Origin of the sequence: Methylomonas aurea, from assembly GCF_024505045.1 — a bacterium.
Taxonomy (GTDB): domain Bacteria; phylum Pseudomonadota; class Gammaproteobacteria; order Methylococcales; family Methylomonadaceae; genus Methylomonas; species Methylomonas aurea.
Map to the genome: position 1 here is coordinate 174,976 of NZ_JANIBM010000002.1, position 16,143 is coordinate 191,118.

Sequence of the window (16,143 nt, forward strand, 5' to 3'; positions counted from 1 at the left end):
CCGTCTTGGCCCGCTGGGCGTCAGCGCTTGACGGTGTTAGCGGCGCGGATGTTAGACTAGCAATACCCTTGTTTAAATTTGTGAAGGAAAACTTATGATACCGGTAATTTTGTCAGGCGGTTCCGGAACCCGGCTTTGGCCATTGTCGCGCGGCCAATACCCCAAACAATTTTTGCCTTTGGTTTCCGGTGCGACAATGATTCAGGAAACCATGCTCAGGCTGGACGGATTGGCCGGTTTGCAACCGCCCATCGCGGTGTGTAACGAAGACCATCGTTTTATGATGGCCGAACAAATGCGGGAGATCGGTATCAAGCCGGCGGCCATCATCCTGGAGCCGGTCGGCAAAAATACCGCGCCGGCTGTGGCGATGGCTGCGTTGAGCGCAGGTTCCGAGGACGATATTTTGCTGATTTTGCCGGCGGACCATGTCGTCGCCGATCGGCAGTCGTTTCATCGCGCGGTCGTTCAGGCCGAACAACTGGCGAAGCAGGATTTGTTAGTCACCTTCGGCATTGTCGCCAACGAGCCCGAGACCGGTTACGGCTATATCAAACGCGGCACCGTGCGTTACGGCGAGGCTTTTAAAGTCGATGCCTTTGTCGAGAAACCGGATCTGCAGACTGCGCAACGCTATCTGGAGAGCGGCGAATATTTTTGGAACAGCGGTATGTTCGCGTTCAAGGCTGGTTGTTTCTTGCGCGAATTGGAAAAATTCAATCCGCAAATGCTGGCAGTATGTCGGGAAGCATTGAAAGCAGCCAAACCTGACCTGGACTTCGTGCGGTTGGACAAAGAGATTTTTGCAACATGCCCGTCCGATTCTATTGATTATGCCGTAATGGAAAAAACCGACAAAGCGGCGGTTATTCCGTTAGACGCTGGCTGGAACGATGTCGGTTCGTGGTCGGCACTGTGGGACGTCACCGCCAAGGACGACACCGGCAATGCCATCAAAGGCGACGTATTGACGGTGGATACGCGTAATTCCTACATTCATTCCGGCAACAAATTGGTGGCCGTGATCGGCGTCGACAATCTGATCGTGGTCGAGACCGACGATGCGGTGATGATTGCTGCCAAAGACCGGGTGCAAGACGTCAAGGATATCGTTGACCAACTGAAAAAAGCCAAACGTAGCGAAGCCAACGTCCACCGCAAGGTTTACCGGCCTTGGGGACATTACGACTTGGTCGATAGCGGCGACCGGCACCAAACCAAACGCATCGTGGTCAAGCCCGGCGCGAAATTGTCGGTGCAGAAACATCACCATCGTGCCGAACACTGGGTTGTGGTGAAAGGTACCGCCTGGGTCGAAAAGAACGGCGAAAAAATTTTGGTGTCGGAAAACGAATCGATCTATATCCCGCTCGGTGTGGTTCACAGCTTGGAGAACCCGGGAGTGATCCCTCTGGAAATGGTCGAAGTCCAGTCCGGCAGCTATCTGGGCGAAGACGATATCGTGCGCTACGAAGACCAGTACGGGCGAATATAGCGCCGTTAAGCCACATTCTCGATTAAAAATTCCCATCGACGCCGCGCCGGTCTGGCGCGGTGACCTGCCTAACATCCGATAACGTTCGGTATTCGTTTTCCCGGAGTTGCCCTTGTCCCTGCAAACGGTCAACGACCTTTTGAAAAAACACAAGCTCGTCGAAGGCATGCTGCAAAACCAGCCGATGCCGCGGCGCAAGTTGATTACTGCTCTGGTGCAAAAACAACACATGGTCGAGTTGCGCAGCCTGTTGGCGCGACTGACTGCCATCGAAATAGGCCAAATTTTGCATGCCTTGGAGTTGGACGATGCGCGTTTGGTGTGGGAGCAGGTAGAGGAAAACCGGCAGGACGACGTACTGTGGGAGCTTTCCGATACCTTGCGCGAACAATTGGTCGGCGATCGCGAGCCGCATTGCGGCGTCGGCCAAATGAGTGCATTCGAATTGGTCGAGGGCCGTTTATCCAAAGTAGCCATTACCTGCCGCCACGATTTGTACGAAATCAAACCGATCTGGATTGACCTATTGGCGCCAACCAAGGCCCAGCGCCAATTGATCGGCCAGCATTTCGGCTTGGAATTGCCCGACCCGCTGGATCTGACCGACCTTGAGGCTAGCGCCCGTTTCTATGTCGAAGACCAGCATGAAATCCACATCCATTCGGATTTTCTGTTGGACAGGGAAGGGAAATCGCGCAGCGTGCCGGTGGCCTTTGTTTTGTCGGGCGACATGCTGTTCTCAGTGCGTAACGAGGAGTTGCCGGTATTTCGGCTACAGCGCTTAAGGGCGCGAACCCAGCCTGGATTCGTGACTGATTCCAAGGATATGCTATTAGATTTATACGGTGCCGAAGCGGAATATTCCGCCGACGCGCTGGAAAATATTTACGCACAACTGGAAAGCGTCAGTAAAAAAGTACTGAGCCAGGATATCAGCGACGAAGAAGCGGCCGAGATATTGACCGATATTGCCGAAGAAGAGGATTTGAACGGCCGAATTCGGAGGAATATGTTGGATACGCAACGCGCCGTGTCGTTTTTAATCCGGCGTAAATTGTTGAATCCGACGCAGTTGGAAGACGCTCAGCAGATTTTGCGCGATATAGAATCCTTGAATAGCCATACCGCATTTCTGTTCGACAAAATCAATTTCTTGATGGATGCCACGGTTGGTTTTATTAATATCAATCAGAACAAGGTCATAAAAATCTTTTCGGTCGCATCGGTAGCGATGCTGCCGCCTACCTTGATCGCCAGCATTTACGGTATGAATTTCGAATATATGCCGGAATTGAAATGGATGCTGGGCTATCCGTTTGCGTTGGGGCTGATGACGATTTCCGTACTCTTGCCCTATCTATATTTCAGGCGTAAAGGCTGGCTTCGATAAGAATTTCGGGTTACATCACAATTTGTGGGCTGAAAACCACAAACTGCGACAAAATGCCACATTTAAAATCGACAATTCGCCAACTATGATTTACCTAACTTTTTCGGTTTGGTTTGACAGCTAAAAGTTGCGTTATATTTCTTCCTATTGCTCTGAGGCGATTATCCTGTGGTAATCGCCTTTTTTTTGGCCGAAGAAATTAATCGACCGGTTTGAATTTAACCAATTTCACTGCGTTGTCGTCGCGTTTGACGATTTCCATCACGTGGCCATCCAGTTTGATGCTGGTACCGGGTTCGGGGATGGTTTCCATATATTCGATAATCAAGCCGTTCAAGGTTTTTGGGCCTTCGGTCGGCAAATCCCATTGGGTGACCCGGTTCAGTTCGCGGATGGTAACGCCGGCGTCGACCAAATAGCTGCCGTCTTTCTGCGCTTTTATGTCCGGCTCCTCCAGTACCAATTCCCCGACGATTTCCTGTAACAAATCATCAAGCGTAACCAGACCCAGTACGTCGCCGTATTCGTCGACCACCAGGCCAATGCGCAATTTTTCCGCCTTGAAAATCTGCATTTGTTTGTGAATCGAGGTGCTGGCCGGAATGAAAAACGGCTTGGCCAAACTGTTGACGATGCTTTGCTTGTCCAATGTCGAGTGGCTGATGCGGGACAGGGCGGTACGGATGTGCAAAAAACCGATGACCCGGTCGATATTCTTCTTGTAAACCGGCAACCTCGTATGCGGGCTGTCTTGCAGCTGGCGGATAATGTCCTCTATCGATTCTTCCAAATCGATGCCGACAATATCGTTACGGTGCGTCATGATGTCGGTTACGCTAGCTGACTCAAGATCCAGAATACTCATCAGCATATTTCGGTAGCGGACCGGCAGTTGGTGGTTGGCTTGCGACACCAAGCTTTTCAATTCGTCTTTGTTCAAAGGTTCGGCTGTCGCCTCCATCATATTGGCTTTGATACCGAAAATCCGCAGCAAGCCATTCGATATCAAGTTGATGGCCCATACCACCGGGTAAAACAGTTTTAGCAAAGGGAGGTAGACCCAGGATGAGCAGAAAGCCAACAATTCCGGTTTCAGCGTGCCCAGGGTTTTCGGCGTTACCTCGGAAAACACCAGAATGGCCAGCGTTAACAAAGCCATGGCGGCCGGGATGGCCTGGTTACCTCCGACACGGATCGCAATCACGGTGGTCAGCGCGGCGGCAAGGATGTTGACGAAATTGTTGCCGATCAGGATCAGGCCAAGCAGACGCTCCGGCCTCTTAAGAAGTTGATGTGTTTTAACGGCGCCTTTGTGCTTTTTTTTGACTAAATGCTGCAACCGGTAACGGTTTAGCGTCATCAACGCGGTTTCGGAGCCCGAGAAAAATGCGGATATTACCAATAATACCGCCAGTATACCGAATAGTATACTCAGGGAGATGTCGTTCAAAACAAACGTACTCAGATTTGTGCAACAAGACTTTAGTTTCTATGCTGGGTAAAATTTGTCAAGCCGAAAACTGCCAGCCTATCGGAAGCATTTGTCCGGGATTGAACTAAACTACATCAACTTGACGGTGCAATCGGCTGAAATTTTGCGATTTTGACAATCCCCAGGTTCGATGCTTAACTTAAAAATCGGTTGGCTCCTCCCTTCGTACATATAAGTAGTTTCAGAGAATATAAGCATGGCTTTGCCGGAAATTTTGCTGGTAGACGATAACCCTAACCGCGCGCAACAGGTGGAAACGGTGCTCCGGTTTTTGGAATACCGTGTGGTAACGGTTAGCGTCAGCGAATATGAAGCGGCATTCAACGAACGCGAAGCTTTCGCTGCGGTATTCGTCGGCAGCGGCGAACGCCAAGCCAGCCTGATCAAGGCAATTGCCGATTCCTTCGGCGAGACGCCGCTGATCTTGTTGGCAGAACAAGGTAGTAGCCAGCCTTTGCTGAGCAGCATTCAGCAATTGGTCAGCAAAGTGGTCGAATGGCCGACCGTGTATCCGGTTCTGATCGATATACTGGACGAACTACCGCGCTCGGAATCCTCTCCTAAAAAACCGCAAGCCAACAAAGGACTGGCCGGTATCAGTAAGGCAGTACAAAAAACTCGCGAATTGATTGATCAAGTGGCCAAATCCGACGCCACGGTGTTGATCCTGGGTGAATCCGGCACCGGTAAGGAGGTAGTGGCCCAAGCCCTGCACCGGGCGTCACCGCGCCGGGACCGGCCGTTTGTGCCGGTCAATTGCGGCGCAATTCCGGGCGAATTGCTGGAAAGCGAATTGTTCGGCCATGAGAAAGGGGCATTTACCGGAGCTCTGACCTCTCGCCAGGGTCGGTTCGAAATGGCCGAAGGCGGCACATTATTTCTGGACGAGATCGGCGATATGCCGATGCCGATGCAGGTCAAACTGCTTCGCGTACTTCAGGAACGCACCTTCGAGCGGGTAGGCAGCAACAAAACCATTCACTGCGACGTGCGGATCATCGCTGCGACCCATCGCCATCTCGAACAGGAAATAGCGGAAAAACGCTTTCGTGAGGATTTGTTTTACCGCTTGAATGTGTTTCCGATCGAAGTGCCGGCATTACGCGAGCGGGCCGAAGACATCCCGTATTTGATCAACGATTTGATCGCCAGAATGGAAGCGGCAAACCGCGGTAGCGTCACTTTAACGCCCCGTGCCATTGCCGTTCTGATGCAGCATAATTGGCCCGGCAACGTGCGCGAACTGTCCAACCTCATCGAGCGTTTGGCGATCATTAGCCCCGATTCGCCGGTGGACGTCGCCGATTTGCCGGAAAAATTCCAGGCTTACGAGGTGCCCGATACCGTGCTACTTCAGCTTCCTGAGCCCGAAATCCACGTAGTTCGTCCGGCGACGCGAGAGGCCTTGGCCAAGCCAATTCCCGGGGCGCCCAGTGTGCAACTGCCGGAGCAGGGCATCGATTTAAAAGAATATTTGACCGACTTGGAAAACGAGCTCATTCGCCAGGCCTTAGAAGAGTGCAACGGCGTGGTGGCGCATGCCGCCAAATTGCTGAACATGCGTAGAACTACGCTGGTGGAAAAATTGCGCAAAGTAGAGTCAGCTTGACCGGTTTTCGGGGGGCGCAGCTTAGGCTATTCGGTACCACGGTTGCCCCCGGTTGGATGGTAGACTAAGGTTTTACTATCCGATTTGCCCTGTTCACCATGCCCGACTCCAGCATACCGGTACCGCCATGTGCCGAATTCAACTCTAGCCGCGGGATTATTCCTGAGATATTGGACTACGCCGGTGAAATTCGCGCTTGGCGCCGGCGCATCCACGCTCAACCCGAGCTGTGCTACGAGGAATTCGCGACGGCCGATTTCGTTACCGAAAAACTGGCGGAATGGGGGATACCGCTGCATCGAGGATTAGGCAAAACCGGCGTGGTCGGTATTATCAAATCCGGTACCTCACCAAAAGCGATAGGTCTCAGGGCCGACATGGATGCGTTGCCGATCCATGAGCAAAATCGTTTTCCACACGCCTCTATTTATCCAGGCAAAATGCACGCATGCGGTCACGACGGCCATACCGCAATGCTGCTGGCCGCGGCTCGGTATTTGGCCAAGCAGCGGAATTTCGACGGTACCATTTATTTGATTTTTCAACCGGCGGAAGAGGGCGGCGGTGGCGGCGACGCCATGATTCGCGACGGCTTGTTCGACCGCTTCCCGATGCAGGCCGTGTTCGGCATGCATAATTGGCCGGGTTTGCCGACGGGCAGTTTTGCGGTCAGTCCGGGACCGGTCATGGCGTCATTGAATACGTTCCGTATCTTGGTAAACGGCAAAGGCTGCCACGCGGCGCTACCGCACTTGGGCCTGGACCCGACGCCGGTCGCCGCCCAAATCATTCTGGCGCTGCAGACCATTTTGACCCGAAATCTGAATCCGCTGGATGCGGGGTTGATATCTGTGACGATGATGCACATCGGCGAAGCCACTAATGTCATTGCCGAGTGCTGTGAACTGGCCGGTACGGTGCGAACGTTTTCCGGCGAACTGCTGGATATGATAGAAGCGCGGATGGCCGCAATTGTGCGCCATACCTGCCTCGCGCACGGCATGGAGGGCCATTTCGAATTGACCCGCAGCTATCCGCCCACGGTAAACCATGCGGAATCGGTCGCCGTGTCTCGGCAAGTCATGGCCGGCATTGTCGGCAACGAACAGGTGTTCGACCAGCAGCCGACCATGGGGGCGGAGGATTTCGCTTTCATGTTACAGCGCGTACCCGGCAGCTATTGTTTCATCGGCAACGGCGATGGCGGCCACCGCGTGCCGGACCACGGTGCCGGTCCCTGTACCCTGCACAACGCCAGTTACGACTTCAACGACGATATTTTGCCGTTGGGCGCCAGTTACTGGGTCAGATTGGCCGAAAACTGCCTGGCGCCGGCCTGACAGATGGATGACATATCCGCACAAACGCTTGACAATTCTGTCAGTGCCGGGTGAGTTCGGTCATTGCGCCGGCGCCTGAAGCCGGGTGCAAGCGTTTGATTGGCAATAACACTCAATCGAATGGCTCGGGCTATGCTGCGCCAAGGTTTGATTTCCTCAAACCCAATGGTGATCGCCATGCAAGCACTGAACGAAATGACCGAACTTGGCTACGCCCGGACCATGTTCATCGAAAACCTCAGCCACCAATTCATCGCCGTAACCGGTTGCGGCGTCTATGCCTACTTGGACCCGTTGGATGTCAACGACTTGTTCAACAATTACGTCAGCGATACGCTGCCAATCGACGCGTTTATCCGCCAATGCGTGAAGGACGTGTTGAAGTGAATTTTTGCTGTTACGTAGGCGAGGTATTCCGGCAGCCGTCCAGTCCGGTCTACCTCGATCCCCGCTGCTCAGTTGCGGGCAAAGGACAATTGGTATCCCGCCAGAAATACCTGCTTTTCCAGCGTCTCGCTGATCGTAGGAACCGACACCTTTCGGCTGCTGGTTGCGATCAATACCAGATGCCATTCCTCGCCTGAGTCGTTCTTAGCCATCGAAATCGAGCCTTCCGCTAAGCGGTAGCCCATGCTTTCGGCGAGCTGTTCCAAATCGGTTTGGCGGGGATGATGGCCGGCCTTAAAATGCAGCAGCACCGCAATTGCGTGGCGCGACGGAAGGACGGTTTCGATCCAGCCACCCCAGATCATCGTAGCCGAAGCAATCAAGGTCAACATTATCGCCGCTAAATAAAACCCGGCACCGCACAAAATACCGATCGCGGATGAGGCCCAAATCGACGCTGCCGTGGTTAGGCCGCTGATGTTGAGGCCTTCCTTCATGATGACGCCGGCGCCCAGAAAACCGATACCGGTGACGATGCCTTGAATCACCCGGGTCGGATCGGCCGTCGCCGTCAGCGGCAATAAGCCGCCGAACCAGAATTGCGGGTAACCGACGATGACCGTGACCGCCGCCGAGGCCATACATACCAAACCGTAGGTGCGCATGCCGGCGGCGCGCCCGTGGTAAGAGCGTTCGTAACCGACTAACATGCCCAACAACAACGCGCCGATGATGTTCATTAAAATGACGGCGCTGGCCTCGATTTGCGCGGTAGACCAATACGAGATCAGGCGGTCGGGGGAGATCGGATTCATAAACTGGTCAGCCATATGCGGCCGCGTTACTGTACGCTGGGTTCGACCTTCTCGACCTCGGCCTCGAAAGGTTCTTGGAAATAAATGCCGGACAATTTGCGTTTGAACTCCAGCGTAATATCTTGTGCGTCTTGGCGGCTTTTCATGACTCTGGGCGTCAACAAAACCACCAGCTCGGTTTTGTCTTTATTTCGGGTAGTGCCGCCGAATAACGGGCCTATCAGCGGAATTTCATGCAGTAACGGCACGCCGTCGCGCAGATAGTCGTTATTTTCCTTGATTAAACCGCCGAGCACGATGGTCTCGCCGCTTTGCACCGCAACGCTACTCTCTATTTCGCGTTTCTGGATAGTGGGCGAGTCTATTGTATCGCTGGTAGTGGTTTTGATGGCTTGATTAACGCTTTGCAAAATATCCATTAACACTAAGCCCCCAGCATTGACCCGCGGGCGAACCGACAGGTTGACACCTGTATCAATCATTTGTATCGAGCTGGTTTGAATAGGGGTGCTGTTAGCTCCGCCTGCGGTTAAATTGGTGGATACCGATGAACGGATTGGAACTGAATCACCGACTTTGATGGATGCTTCCTGGTTGTTTAGCACCATTAAAGATGGCGAGGAAATTACGTTGACGTTGTTGTTTTTTGCGCTGGCATTCAGTACTGCCTGAATATCTTTCGATCCGCTGGAAAAGGCATAAGTAAATCCGCCTGTCGAAAAAGCTTTTGCCGCTTCTTTTGTAAGATCCAGGACATCCAGGCCTTGGGCCGATCCACCGGTAATTTGATTTGTCCCGCCATTATTGTGGCTGAAATACCATTGAAGACCATATTTCAAGTCATCGTTCAGTGTTACCTCGACGATCGTCGCATCGATCAAGACCTGCAACGGTAACACATCCAACTGTTTCAACACCCGTTGAATCACCGCATATTCCTGCGCGGTAGCGACGACAATCAGCGCGTTATTGCCTTCGTCGGCGAGGATTTTGACGTTCGGCATTTCGTTATTGCCACCGCCGCTGCTACCGATCCCGCCGCTTAAACTGCCGCCGAGTGCGCCGGAACTGCGATTGGCGGAGCGGTCGGTACGGTCACTCAGGGTCCGTTCGCTAGCGGAATCCTGCTGCCGGTTGGTGCCGGTGCTGCCGCCCATGCTGCTGGTGCTCGACGAAGTGCCGCCGGAGCTTTTGTTGGTTGCGGACAGCGATTTGCGGCCCGAAGCGATCGAGGCCTTGCTGCTGCGTTGGACGCCGCTGCCGAAAATACCGCTCAAGGTATCGGCCAGATCAGCGGCGCTGACATGCTGGCAGCGGTAGACGTTGACGCCGCCCGCTGCAGCCGGATTGATCCGGTCCAGGCGCAACACCCAGTTTTCGATGTCTTTCAGATAATTGGCCTGGTGGGTGATGGCCAGCACCGCATTCAGGCGTTCGATTTCGATAAACCGAAAGAAACTGGCGTCGTCTTCCTTCGATGTCTTGTTATTGAAAATCTGTTCCAGTTCTTCGATGATTTTGCCGGCACTGACGTTGGCCGGAGTGAACAACGCAAACGAGCTGCCCTTCATGATATCGACGTCGAAAGTATTGACCACCTCCATCGCCCGCGCGATTTCGTTGCCGGAACCGGCCACCAGCAAAATATTGCGGTTAGGATCGACGTGCAGCACCGATTTTTCCGGCATCAGCGGCTTCAGTATCTCGGACAGTTCGGTGGCGGCGACGTTTTTGACCGGGATGATCCTGACCTGGTAACCGTTCGGCATCCTGGCGCTGGTCAGCGAGTTGATCGAACTGCTGTACAAGGCTTCGTTGGCCGGTTTGATCAGATACATCCCGCCTTGTTCGGTCAGCGCGGCGTTATTCAGGCCCAGCAGCATGTCCAGGGTCGGCAGCAGTTCTTCCTTGGTCAGCGGCTTGGACGTTTGCAAGGTGACTTTGCCGGTAACCTGCGGACTGATCGTGTAATTGCGGCCCATGATGTCGCTCAGAATCACTTTGGCGACTTCGCCGAGATCGGCATCGTCGAAATTCAGGCTGTATTCGCCTTTGGCGCCGGATTTGGCGGCGGTGCTGGGCGTATTGTGCGCGGTGATGCTGGCTTCGCCGTTCGGGAACAATTCGACCTTGGTGGTGCGGTTCTCGGCGGATTTATCCGCATTCGCCAGTTCCGGAATGGGTTGGTCGTCGCCGATCCTATGGTTGCCGGCAATCGGCAACTTCTGGTGCAACTGCGGGCCGATATACTCGCAGCCGGCCATGGACAGCGCCAACACCAACATCGGGGGAACGCCAATTTTGTTAGTTGTCATTGAGTGTCTCGGGTATTTCATTAGGTGCTTGTTCAATCGGTCTGGCATTGACGTTGGCCGGCACCGGGGGCCGGGGCGCGGGTTTACCGGGCGGCGGTTTGATTTGCGGCCGCGGTTTGCGCAGCAGTACCGGCTTTTCCTGGCCGGCTTGTTGCAGTATTACTCGGTCGGCCAGAATCTGTTTCAGTTGCCAGCCGGAAATGCTTTGTTCTTCGCCGATCTTCAGGAATTTCCTGGCTTCGTTGCGCTTGCTGAACAACGCGACCACTTTGCCGCCCTTGTCGTAAATGCCGATCAGCGACCAGTCGTCGATCTGGCTGGTATCGCTGTTTTGTAAGGCGTCGTTGGTTTTTGCCTCTGCGATCGGTCGCCGGCCCTCGATGAAGATCGGCCGCTCGACGATATCGTTGAAACTGTCGGCGCTGGCTGGCGCAGCGGCAATCGCCGGTAGTTGTTCGGCTTGGAACTCGACTTGTTCACGGGCGGCCAGTTGTTGTTCGAGCTGTTGCGCGGCATAGCGGCTGACCGCCAATTCGCCAATCAACCCGGCGCCGAGCGCGCCACAGGCAAATAACTGCAGGCGTAACAATTTCCGGTTCATGGTGCTTTGGCCCGCATGAAGCTGACGACTTGAAAGCTCACATTCAATTGCGAGCTCGGTTCCAGTTTGTTATTGCTGCGATTGCGAGTGCCGCGCACCGGCGAGATGTCAAGCTGGTCCACCAACAGCAACGGCACGTTGCTTTCCAGTGTGTGCAAAACCGCCCGTAGCGCTTCCATGCTGCAAGTCATCCGCACCTTGACCAGAATCCGCATGAAGCCGTCTTCGGCTTTGCCCGGCAGGCCCTGGGTACTGGTCAGTTGGCCGCCGGCATCCGTCACGGCGGTTTTGATGATGTTCTGCAATTCCGCCGACGCCAGCGATTCGGTATCGCTATCGCTCAAATAGCCTTGTTCTTGAAATTGCTGGTGCAAAAAATCGAGATTCTGGGCGACGCTGTCGCGGCGGGCGGCGATGGTTTGCTGGCGTTGCAGCCGGAACAGCAATTTGTCTTTTTGTTCGCGGTAGTCGAGCCAGCTATTGAATAGCGGCAACAACACGGCCAGCGTTATGACGAACACGACGGCCGCCAACAGCCCCAGGGCCAGCCAGCGCTGGTAGCGGGCGTCATTCATGCGGGGGCTCCCCGGCGCTGTCGCTGTTTTCCGCCTCCGGGTTTTCCGCCGCATCCGGCGCCGCGTCGACTGGCACGGCGGCGACGTCCATGCTGATCTGAAACCGTTCCCGTCCGGTGGCCTTGTCCTGGGTCAATGGCGAGACGAAGCTGACATTGCTGAAGTAGCGCGAGGCTTCCAGCACGCCGATCAATGACGATGCGGCCGGCGACTGGCCCTGAATCTGCAGGCGTTTTTCGGCGTATTGAAAATGGGTCAGCCAGGTATCGTCCTTCAGTAATATGCTGAGTTCGTTCAAGACCGCGACCAGCGACGGCGCATCGGATTTTATGCCGATCAGGCGCTGGGTTTGCTCGCGTAGCGCGTCGATTTCGCTTTGCTGGGCTTCGATCAGAGTGGTTTCTTTCTCCAGCGTTTTCAATTGCCGTTTCAAGGCGTCCACGGCTTCGCCTTCCTGCCAGACCGGCCAGACCAGGACGGCGGCCAGCAGAAGGAACAAAATGATATTCAGGCTCCAATGTATCGCCCGCACCCAAGTGTTCGGCCGAGGGCGGAATTGCTCAGGCAACAAAGTGTAGCGCGGAGCGCTCGCGGGATGGATGGTCGGTGCCTGAGAGAAATCCACAGCAGCGGGCTGCACGCCCAAGGCTTGCAGACGGGCCAGATAGTCGTCCAGCAGCGTTTCCGGGGTTAAAACCAGTAATACTTCAATTTGGCCGAATTCGGTTTTGCCCAAGACGCTTGCGGCGAAATAGGCTTGTTCGGCATTGAACGGGGTATAGCGGTCCAACTCGAAACCGACCACTTGTTGCAGATTTTCTTGGGCGGCGGCAGGGAGAAACAGGCGTCTTTGCAGAGCTTGTCCGGGGTTGAGACGTAATAGGCAATCGGCCTTTTCCAGTTCGGGATTTGCGTTTTTTAGCTGTCGGTAGGCATCGGCCGCGTTGGCGTCAAGTTGCCAGCTAGCGGTTTGCCCAGGGCCTGACTCACGGTGAAATGCTATCCGGAAGCCGTGGTCGTCCGGACTGAAGATGACGCAGCCGCTGCGGTCGCTGAGCAGCCGTTTCAGGCTGGGCGGCAGCAGAAAGGCCAGTTCGCCGCTCCACCACTGCCAGAATCGCTTCGGATCAAAATCAATAGTTGTTTGTAAACTCATCTTGCACAGTAATCAACTGGGGTTCCTTTTCCGGGTCGAATAACGACGATTCTTGTCGACCCTGCTGCCAATCCAGGATGCGGTAAGGCATCTGGCTGGTATCCTGGTTTTCAAACTTTACCACCGCCGACAGCGACGCCGTGGCCTGGTCCGCCAGTAGCGTTTCGCAAATAATAGTAAAGGTTTGCTCCTGATCCGCCAAGCCCGCATCCGCCTGGTCGCCGTCGAGCCGGCTATCGCCTGTTTGTTTCTCCAGACGCCGCTCCAAGTATACATCATGAATATTCTGTTTCTTGAGCCGGGCGTCGATGATGCTCAACAGCTCGGGCGGCGCCAGGTTTTTGTTCGGTTCGGCTTGGCCGGAATAGACCGTAATCCAGGGCCGTATCCGTTCGAATAATTCGTCGTCCATGCCCAGCACCAATTGCAATTCCTCCAAGCTCTGAAACGGGGCGTTGTTGGGTTGGTAAGGCTTGCCGGCCTGGCGGTATTGTTTCTTCTCGGCCCCTGCCGGGCGCGGTTCGTCGTCGGCATCGCGCCAGTCGATGATTGCATCCAGCAGGCGTTGCTGGCGGTTTTCGTCGGTGGTGGCGTATGCCAGCACCGCCGTCAGCAATTCTTCGCCGGCGGCGTTGATATCGACCTTGCCGGATTCGGCCATGATCCGAATCCTCAGTTCGGTATCGCTGCCGGCCAAACGGTAGATGCTGCCGTCAGCCAGCCAGCGCTGCTCCTGGTCCGGTTGGCGCAACATCAGCGCGGCCAGATTCAAGCCGGATTCGGCCAGCGCCAGTGCGCGGGCGTTGCCGGTCAGCGCCGCGCTGACGCTGGTTTCCCGGCGCATCGTCAGGGCGAAACTGCCGGCCATCACGCTGAGCAGGGTCAATATCCAGATGACGATGACCAGAGCCAGGCCGCTTTGGCGGCGGTGAGACGATTCAGTTGGCATCTTCGTTCGGCGGTATTTGTTGGCCGACAATGTCGCCGATGAGCGGCGTGGAATCGATTCGGAGCGGAAAGATCATATCCGGCCAAAAACTGCCGTCGTTCAGCGCAATGTGGATTTTGACCAGATTAGGCAAGCGTTCGGCATCCAGCCAGTCGTCCTGCCAACCTGCGGGGTCGCCGGCGTTCGGGTTTTTGGCGCCGAAATAGCTGATGCGGAAGCTACGCACTTCGTCCAGCAACACCACCGGCTCCGGCTCGGCATCCACTTGCTGCCGGTAGGGGGTCAACGTCACGGTAAGTGTCGACGGCCGGTCGCGGGCCGGTTCGATCGCAAACACCTGCAACCCCTTGCGCGTGGAAGCCGCCGGCAGCGCGGCGACGAAGCGCAGGCTTTGCGGCAGGCCTTGAAAACTGAGCTTGAGCGGTTCCTGCTCGGTATTGGTTTGAAGCGCGTCGTGGTCGGTAGCGGCAAATTCCGGCAGCGGCCGGGCCGCACTCAAATGGTGTTTGAAAAATTGGTAAACCACCGCTTTGCGGTTGACTTGGTCGATTTTGGTTTCGCCGCTATGCCAACTCTGCGCCGCAATGCGCAAACTGCCGAACAGTAAGGTCACCATCACGCCGAGCAGCGTGATCGCGATCAGCATTTCGATCAAGGTAAAGCCGTTAGGTTGGCGGGGAAGCACTATCCCTGGCCTTGCTGCAATTTCAATGTCGTTAATTCCACGCTGCGGCGTTGGTCGCCGTCGCCCCAACTGACGCCGACGCGCACCGAATACAATTGCGCCGCGTTCTGGCTGTTCGGGTCCGGCTCGCGCAAGCTGCGCTTTGCCGGTTGGTTTGCGGCCGGCGCCACGCTGACCAGCCAGTCGTATTTATCGCCCTCGCTGCCCTCGCTGTCGCCGACCGCTAGCGGGGTTTCCACGCCGGTTCGCGCCATCAACGATTCGGCGATCTGCACCGCGATAGTGTATTCCTCGGAGATGACGGCGTTGTTAACGCCGGCGCCGAATACGCGCAACAATACGCTCAGCGCAATGGCCATGATCGAAAACGCCACCAGGATTTCCAGCAGTGAAAAGCCTTTATGCCGCCGCATCCGATATCCTGACTTCACCAGTGATCCAGTTGACGTCGATCCGGCGCAATTGGTTACCCCATTCCAGCGTGATGCGGCCGCCGGTCGACGAACCGTCGCCGAAAAAGCGGATGCTGCCGATCTGGTCGGCGCCGAATTCCTCTTCGGCGATGACCAACGACACGTCAACCTCTTCGGCGAAGGTATAGACTTTGTCGCGGTTGCTGATTTGGTAGCTGTTATTGCGCAAGTCGATGGCGACGCTGGTTTGCTGTTGCGTCGCCAGCGCCTGGCCGTGGGCGTAGCGTAAAGCGCTGGCCAGATCTCTGGCCAGCGCTTGCAACTGAGTGGTTTTATTGCCGGAGCCGATGCTGCCGCCCAGCGCCGCGAAGCCGAGCACGGCGACCAGCAACACTACCACCAGTTCGATCAGCGTGAATCCGGCGCAAGCCCGCCGCGGATGCCGGAACGCGAAGGATGGAGCCGTATCCTGGGCGGGCAGGGCAGCCATTTATTCCCAGCTGTTGATGTCCTGGTCTTCGCCTTCGCCGCCTTCCTTCTCGTCGGCGCCAAGGCTGAACAGGTCAAATTTGCCGTGTTGACCGGGGAAAACGTAGTGGTATTCCTGGTTCCACGGATCCAGCGGAATCTTGTCCTTGCGCAGGTAAGGGCCGTTCCAGCGTTTGGCTTCGGCCGGTTTTTCCACCAACGCGGCCAGGCCTTGTTGCGTGGTCGGGTAACGGCCCTCGTCGAGTTTGTACATGTCCAGCGCTGCGGCGAGGTCTTCGATTTGTACTCTGGCCGCCTTGGTCTTGGATGCGCCCATATGTTTCATGACTTGCGGGCCGACGATGCCGGCCAGCATGGCGATAATGCCCAACACCACCAGCAGTTCAAGCAGAGTGAAACCGCGGTGGCGGCGCAAGGTTAATTTCATGTTGT

The 16,143-nt window shown here is 55.4% G+C and carries 16 protein-coding genes; 5 read left to right on the forward strand and 11 right to left on the reverse strand.

What is annotated here, in order from left to right:
* The first annotated feature begins 94 nt into the window (after positions 1-94).
* Together NP603_RS02590 and corA are read left to right on the forward strand one after the other, a co-directional pair.
* Complete coding sequence (locus NP603_RS02590; protein WP_256609366.1) at positions 95-1,495, forward strand: mannose-1-phosphate guanylyltransferase/mannose-6-phosphate isomerase; 1,401 nt, start codon at positions 95-97, stop codon at positions 1,493-1,495.
* 112 nt (positions 1,496-1,607) lie between these two features.
* Positions 1,608-2,885, forward strand: a complete 1,278-nt coding sequence (gene corA, locus NP603_RS02595; protein WP_256609367.1) for a magnesium/cobalt transporter CorA — start codon at positions 1,608-1,610, stop codon at positions 2,883-2,885.
* A gap of 199 nt (positions 2,886-3,084) precedes the next feature.
* Here corA and NP603_RS02600 read toward each other — a convergent pair whose 3' ends face one another.
* Positions 3,085-4,335 (reverse strand): HlyC/CorC family transporter, encoded by a 1,251-nt coding sequence (locus tag NP603_RS02600; RefSeq protein WP_256609368.1) that lies wholly within the window; start codon positions 4,333-4,335, stop codon positions 3,085-3,087.
* A 238-nt stretch (positions 4,336-4,573) separates the two neighbouring features.
* Here NP603_RS02600 and NP603_RS02605 point away from each other — a divergent pair, with 238 nt between their 5' ends.
* From NP603_RS02605 to NP603_RS02615, 3 genes are all read left to right on the forward strand, one after another.
* The gene (locus NP603_RS02605) at positions 4,574-5,986 is read left to right on the forward strand and encodes a sigma-54 dependent transcriptional regulator (protein ID WP_256609369.1); all 1,413 of its coding nucleotides are present in this window, start codon (positions 4,574-4,576) and stop codon (positions 5,984-5,986) included.
* Between the two features lie 98 nt (positions 5,987-6,084).
* A complete protein-coding gene (locus tag NP603_RS02610) occupies positions 6,085-7,326 on the forward strand; it encodes a M20 aminoacylase family protein (protein ID WP_256609370.1) in 1,242 nt (413 codons plus the stop codon).
* A gap of 177 nt (positions 7,327-7,503) precedes the next feature.
* Positions 7,504-7,713: a hypothetical protein gene (locus NP603_RS02615; RefSeq protein ID WP_256609371.1), complete on the forward strand. Its 210-nt coding sequence runs from the start codon at positions 7,504-7,506 to the stop codon at positions 7,711-7,713.
* Between the two features lie 68 nt (positions 7,714-7,781).
* Here NP603_RS02615 and NP603_RS02620 read toward each other — a convergent pair whose 3' ends face one another.
* From NP603_RS02620 to gspG, 10 genes are read right to left on the reverse strand one after another with little or no spacing between them, the layout of a single operon-like run.
* Positions 7,782-8,543 (reverse strand): MgtC/SapB family protein, encoded by a 762-nt coding sequence (locus NP603_RS02620; protein ID WP_256609372.1) that lies wholly within the window; start codon positions 8,541-8,543, stop codon positions 7,782-7,784.
* Between the two features lie 11 nt (positions 8,544-8,554).
* Positions 8,555-10,843 carry a type II secretion system secretin GspD gene (gene gspD, locus NP603_RS02625; protein ID WP_256609373.1) on the reverse strand — a complete coding sequence of 763 codons (2,289 nt, stop codon included), beginning with the start codon at positions 10,841-10,843 and terminating at the stop codon, positions 8,555-8,557.
* The gene (locus NP603_RS02630; protein WP_256609374.1) at positions 10,833-11,444 is read right to left on the reverse strand and encodes a hypothetical protein; all 612 of its coding nucleotides are present in this window, start codon (positions 11,442-11,444) and stop codon (positions 10,833-10,835) included. Before NP603_RS02630 ends, gspD begins: the two co-directional genes overlap by 11 nt.
* The gene (gspM, locus tag NP603_RS02635; protein ID WP_256609375.1) at positions 11,441-12,019 is read right to left on the reverse strand and encodes a type II secretion system protein GspM; all 579 of its coding nucleotides are present in this window, start codon (positions 12,017-12,019) and stop codon (positions 11,441-11,443) included. The genes NP603_RS02630 and gspM overlap by 4 nt, the downstream gene beginning before the upstream one ends.
* Complete coding sequence (locus tag NP603_RS02640) at positions 12,012-13,175, reverse strand: PilN domain-containing protein (RefSeq protein WP_256609376.1); 1,164 nt, start codon at positions 13,173-13,175, stop codon at positions 12,012-12,014. Before NP603_RS02640 ends, gspM begins: the two co-directional genes overlap by 8 nt.
* Positions 13,153-14,124, reverse strand: coding sequence for a type II secretion system minor pseudopilin (locus NP603_RS02645; RefSeq protein WP_256609377.1), 972 nt, complete (start codon positions 14,122-14,124; stop codon positions 13,153-13,155). Before NP603_RS02645 ends, NP603_RS02640 begins: the two co-directional genes overlap by 23 nt.
* Positions 14,114-14,809 (reverse strand): prepilin-type N-terminal cleavage/methylation domain-containing protein, encoded by a 696-nt coding sequence (locus NP603_RS02650; protein WP_256609378.1) that lies wholly within the window; start codon positions 14,807-14,809, stop codon positions 14,114-14,116. Before NP603_RS02650 ends, NP603_RS02645 begins: the two co-directional genes overlap by 11 nt.
* Entirely contained in the window at positions 14,809-15,222 is a 414-nt protein-coding gene (locus NP603_RS02655) for a type IV pilus modification PilV family protein (RefSeq protein WP_256609379.1), read from the reverse strand. The genes NP603_RS02650 and NP603_RS02655 overlap by 1 nt, the downstream gene beginning before the upstream one ends.
* The gene (locus NP603_RS02660; RefSeq protein WP_256609380.1) at positions 15,209-15,712 is read right to left on the reverse strand and encodes a GspH/FimT family pseudopilin; all 504 of its coding nucleotides are present in this window, start codon (positions 15,710-15,712) and stop codon (positions 15,209-15,211) included. The genes NP603_RS02655 and NP603_RS02660 overlap by 14 nt, the downstream gene beginning before the upstream one ends.
* A complete protein-coding gene (gspG, locus tag NP603_RS02665; RefSeq protein WP_054758778.1) occupies positions 15,713-16,138 on the reverse strand; it encodes a type II secretion system major pseudopilin GspG in 426 nt (141 codons plus the stop codon). It abuts the gene before it with no gap.
* Positions 16,139-16,143: the final 5 nt, after the last annotated feature.

Bases quoted from the DNA above. Each gene is read 5' to 3' on its own strand.
- NP603_RS02590 (WP_256609366.1), top strand. From the start codon at position 95: ATGATACCGGTAATTTTGTCAGGCGGTTCCGGAACCCGGCTTTGGCCA.
- NP603_RS02605 (WP_256609369.1), top strand. From the start codon at position 4,574: ATGGCTTTGCCGGAAATTTTGCTGGTAGACGATAACCCTAACCGCGCG.
- NP603_RS02610 (WP_256609370.1), top strand. From the start codon at position 6,085: ATGCCCGACTCCAGCATACCGGTACCGCCATGTGCCGAATTCAACTCT.
- NP603_RS02615 (WP_256609371.1), top strand. From the start codon at position 7,504: ATGCAAGCACTGAACGAAATGACCGAACTTGGCTACGCCCGGACCATG.
- NP603_RS02620 (WP_256609372.1), bottom strand. From the start codon at position 8,543: ATGGCTGACCAGTTTATGAATCCGATCTCCCCCGACCGCCTGATCTCG.
- gspD (WP_256609373.1), bottom strand. From the start codon at position 10,843: ATGACAACTAACAAAATTGGCGTTCCCCCGATGTTGGTGTTGGCGCTG.
- NP603_RS02630 (WP_256609374.1), bottom strand. From the start codon at position 11,444: ATGAACCGGAAATTGTTACGCCTGCAGTTATTTGCCTGTGGCGCGCTC.
- gspM (WP_256609375.1), bottom strand. From the start codon at position 12,019: ATGAATGACGCCCGCTACCAGCGCTGGCTGGCCCTGGGGCTGTTGGCG.
- NP603_RS02640 (WP_256609376.1), bottom strand. From the start codon at position 13,175: ATGAGTTTACAAACAACTATTGATTTTGATCCGAAGCGATTCTGGCAG.
- NP603_RS02645 (WP_256609377.1), bottom strand. From the start codon at position 14,124: ATGCCAACTGAATCGTCTCACCGCCGCCAAAGCGGCCTGGCTCTGGTC.
- NP603_RS02655 (WP_256609379.1), bottom strand. From the start codon at position 15,222: ATGCGGCGGCATAAAGGCTTTTCACTGCTGGAAATCCTGGTGGCGTTT.
- NP603_RS02660 (WP_256609380.1), bottom strand. From the start codon at position 15,712: ATGGCTGCCCTGCCCGCCCAGGATACGGCTCCATCCTTCGCGTTCCGG.
- gspG (WP_054758778.1), bottom strand. From the start codon at position 16,138: ATGAAATTAACCTTGCGCCGCCACCGCGGTTTCACTCTGCTTGAACTG.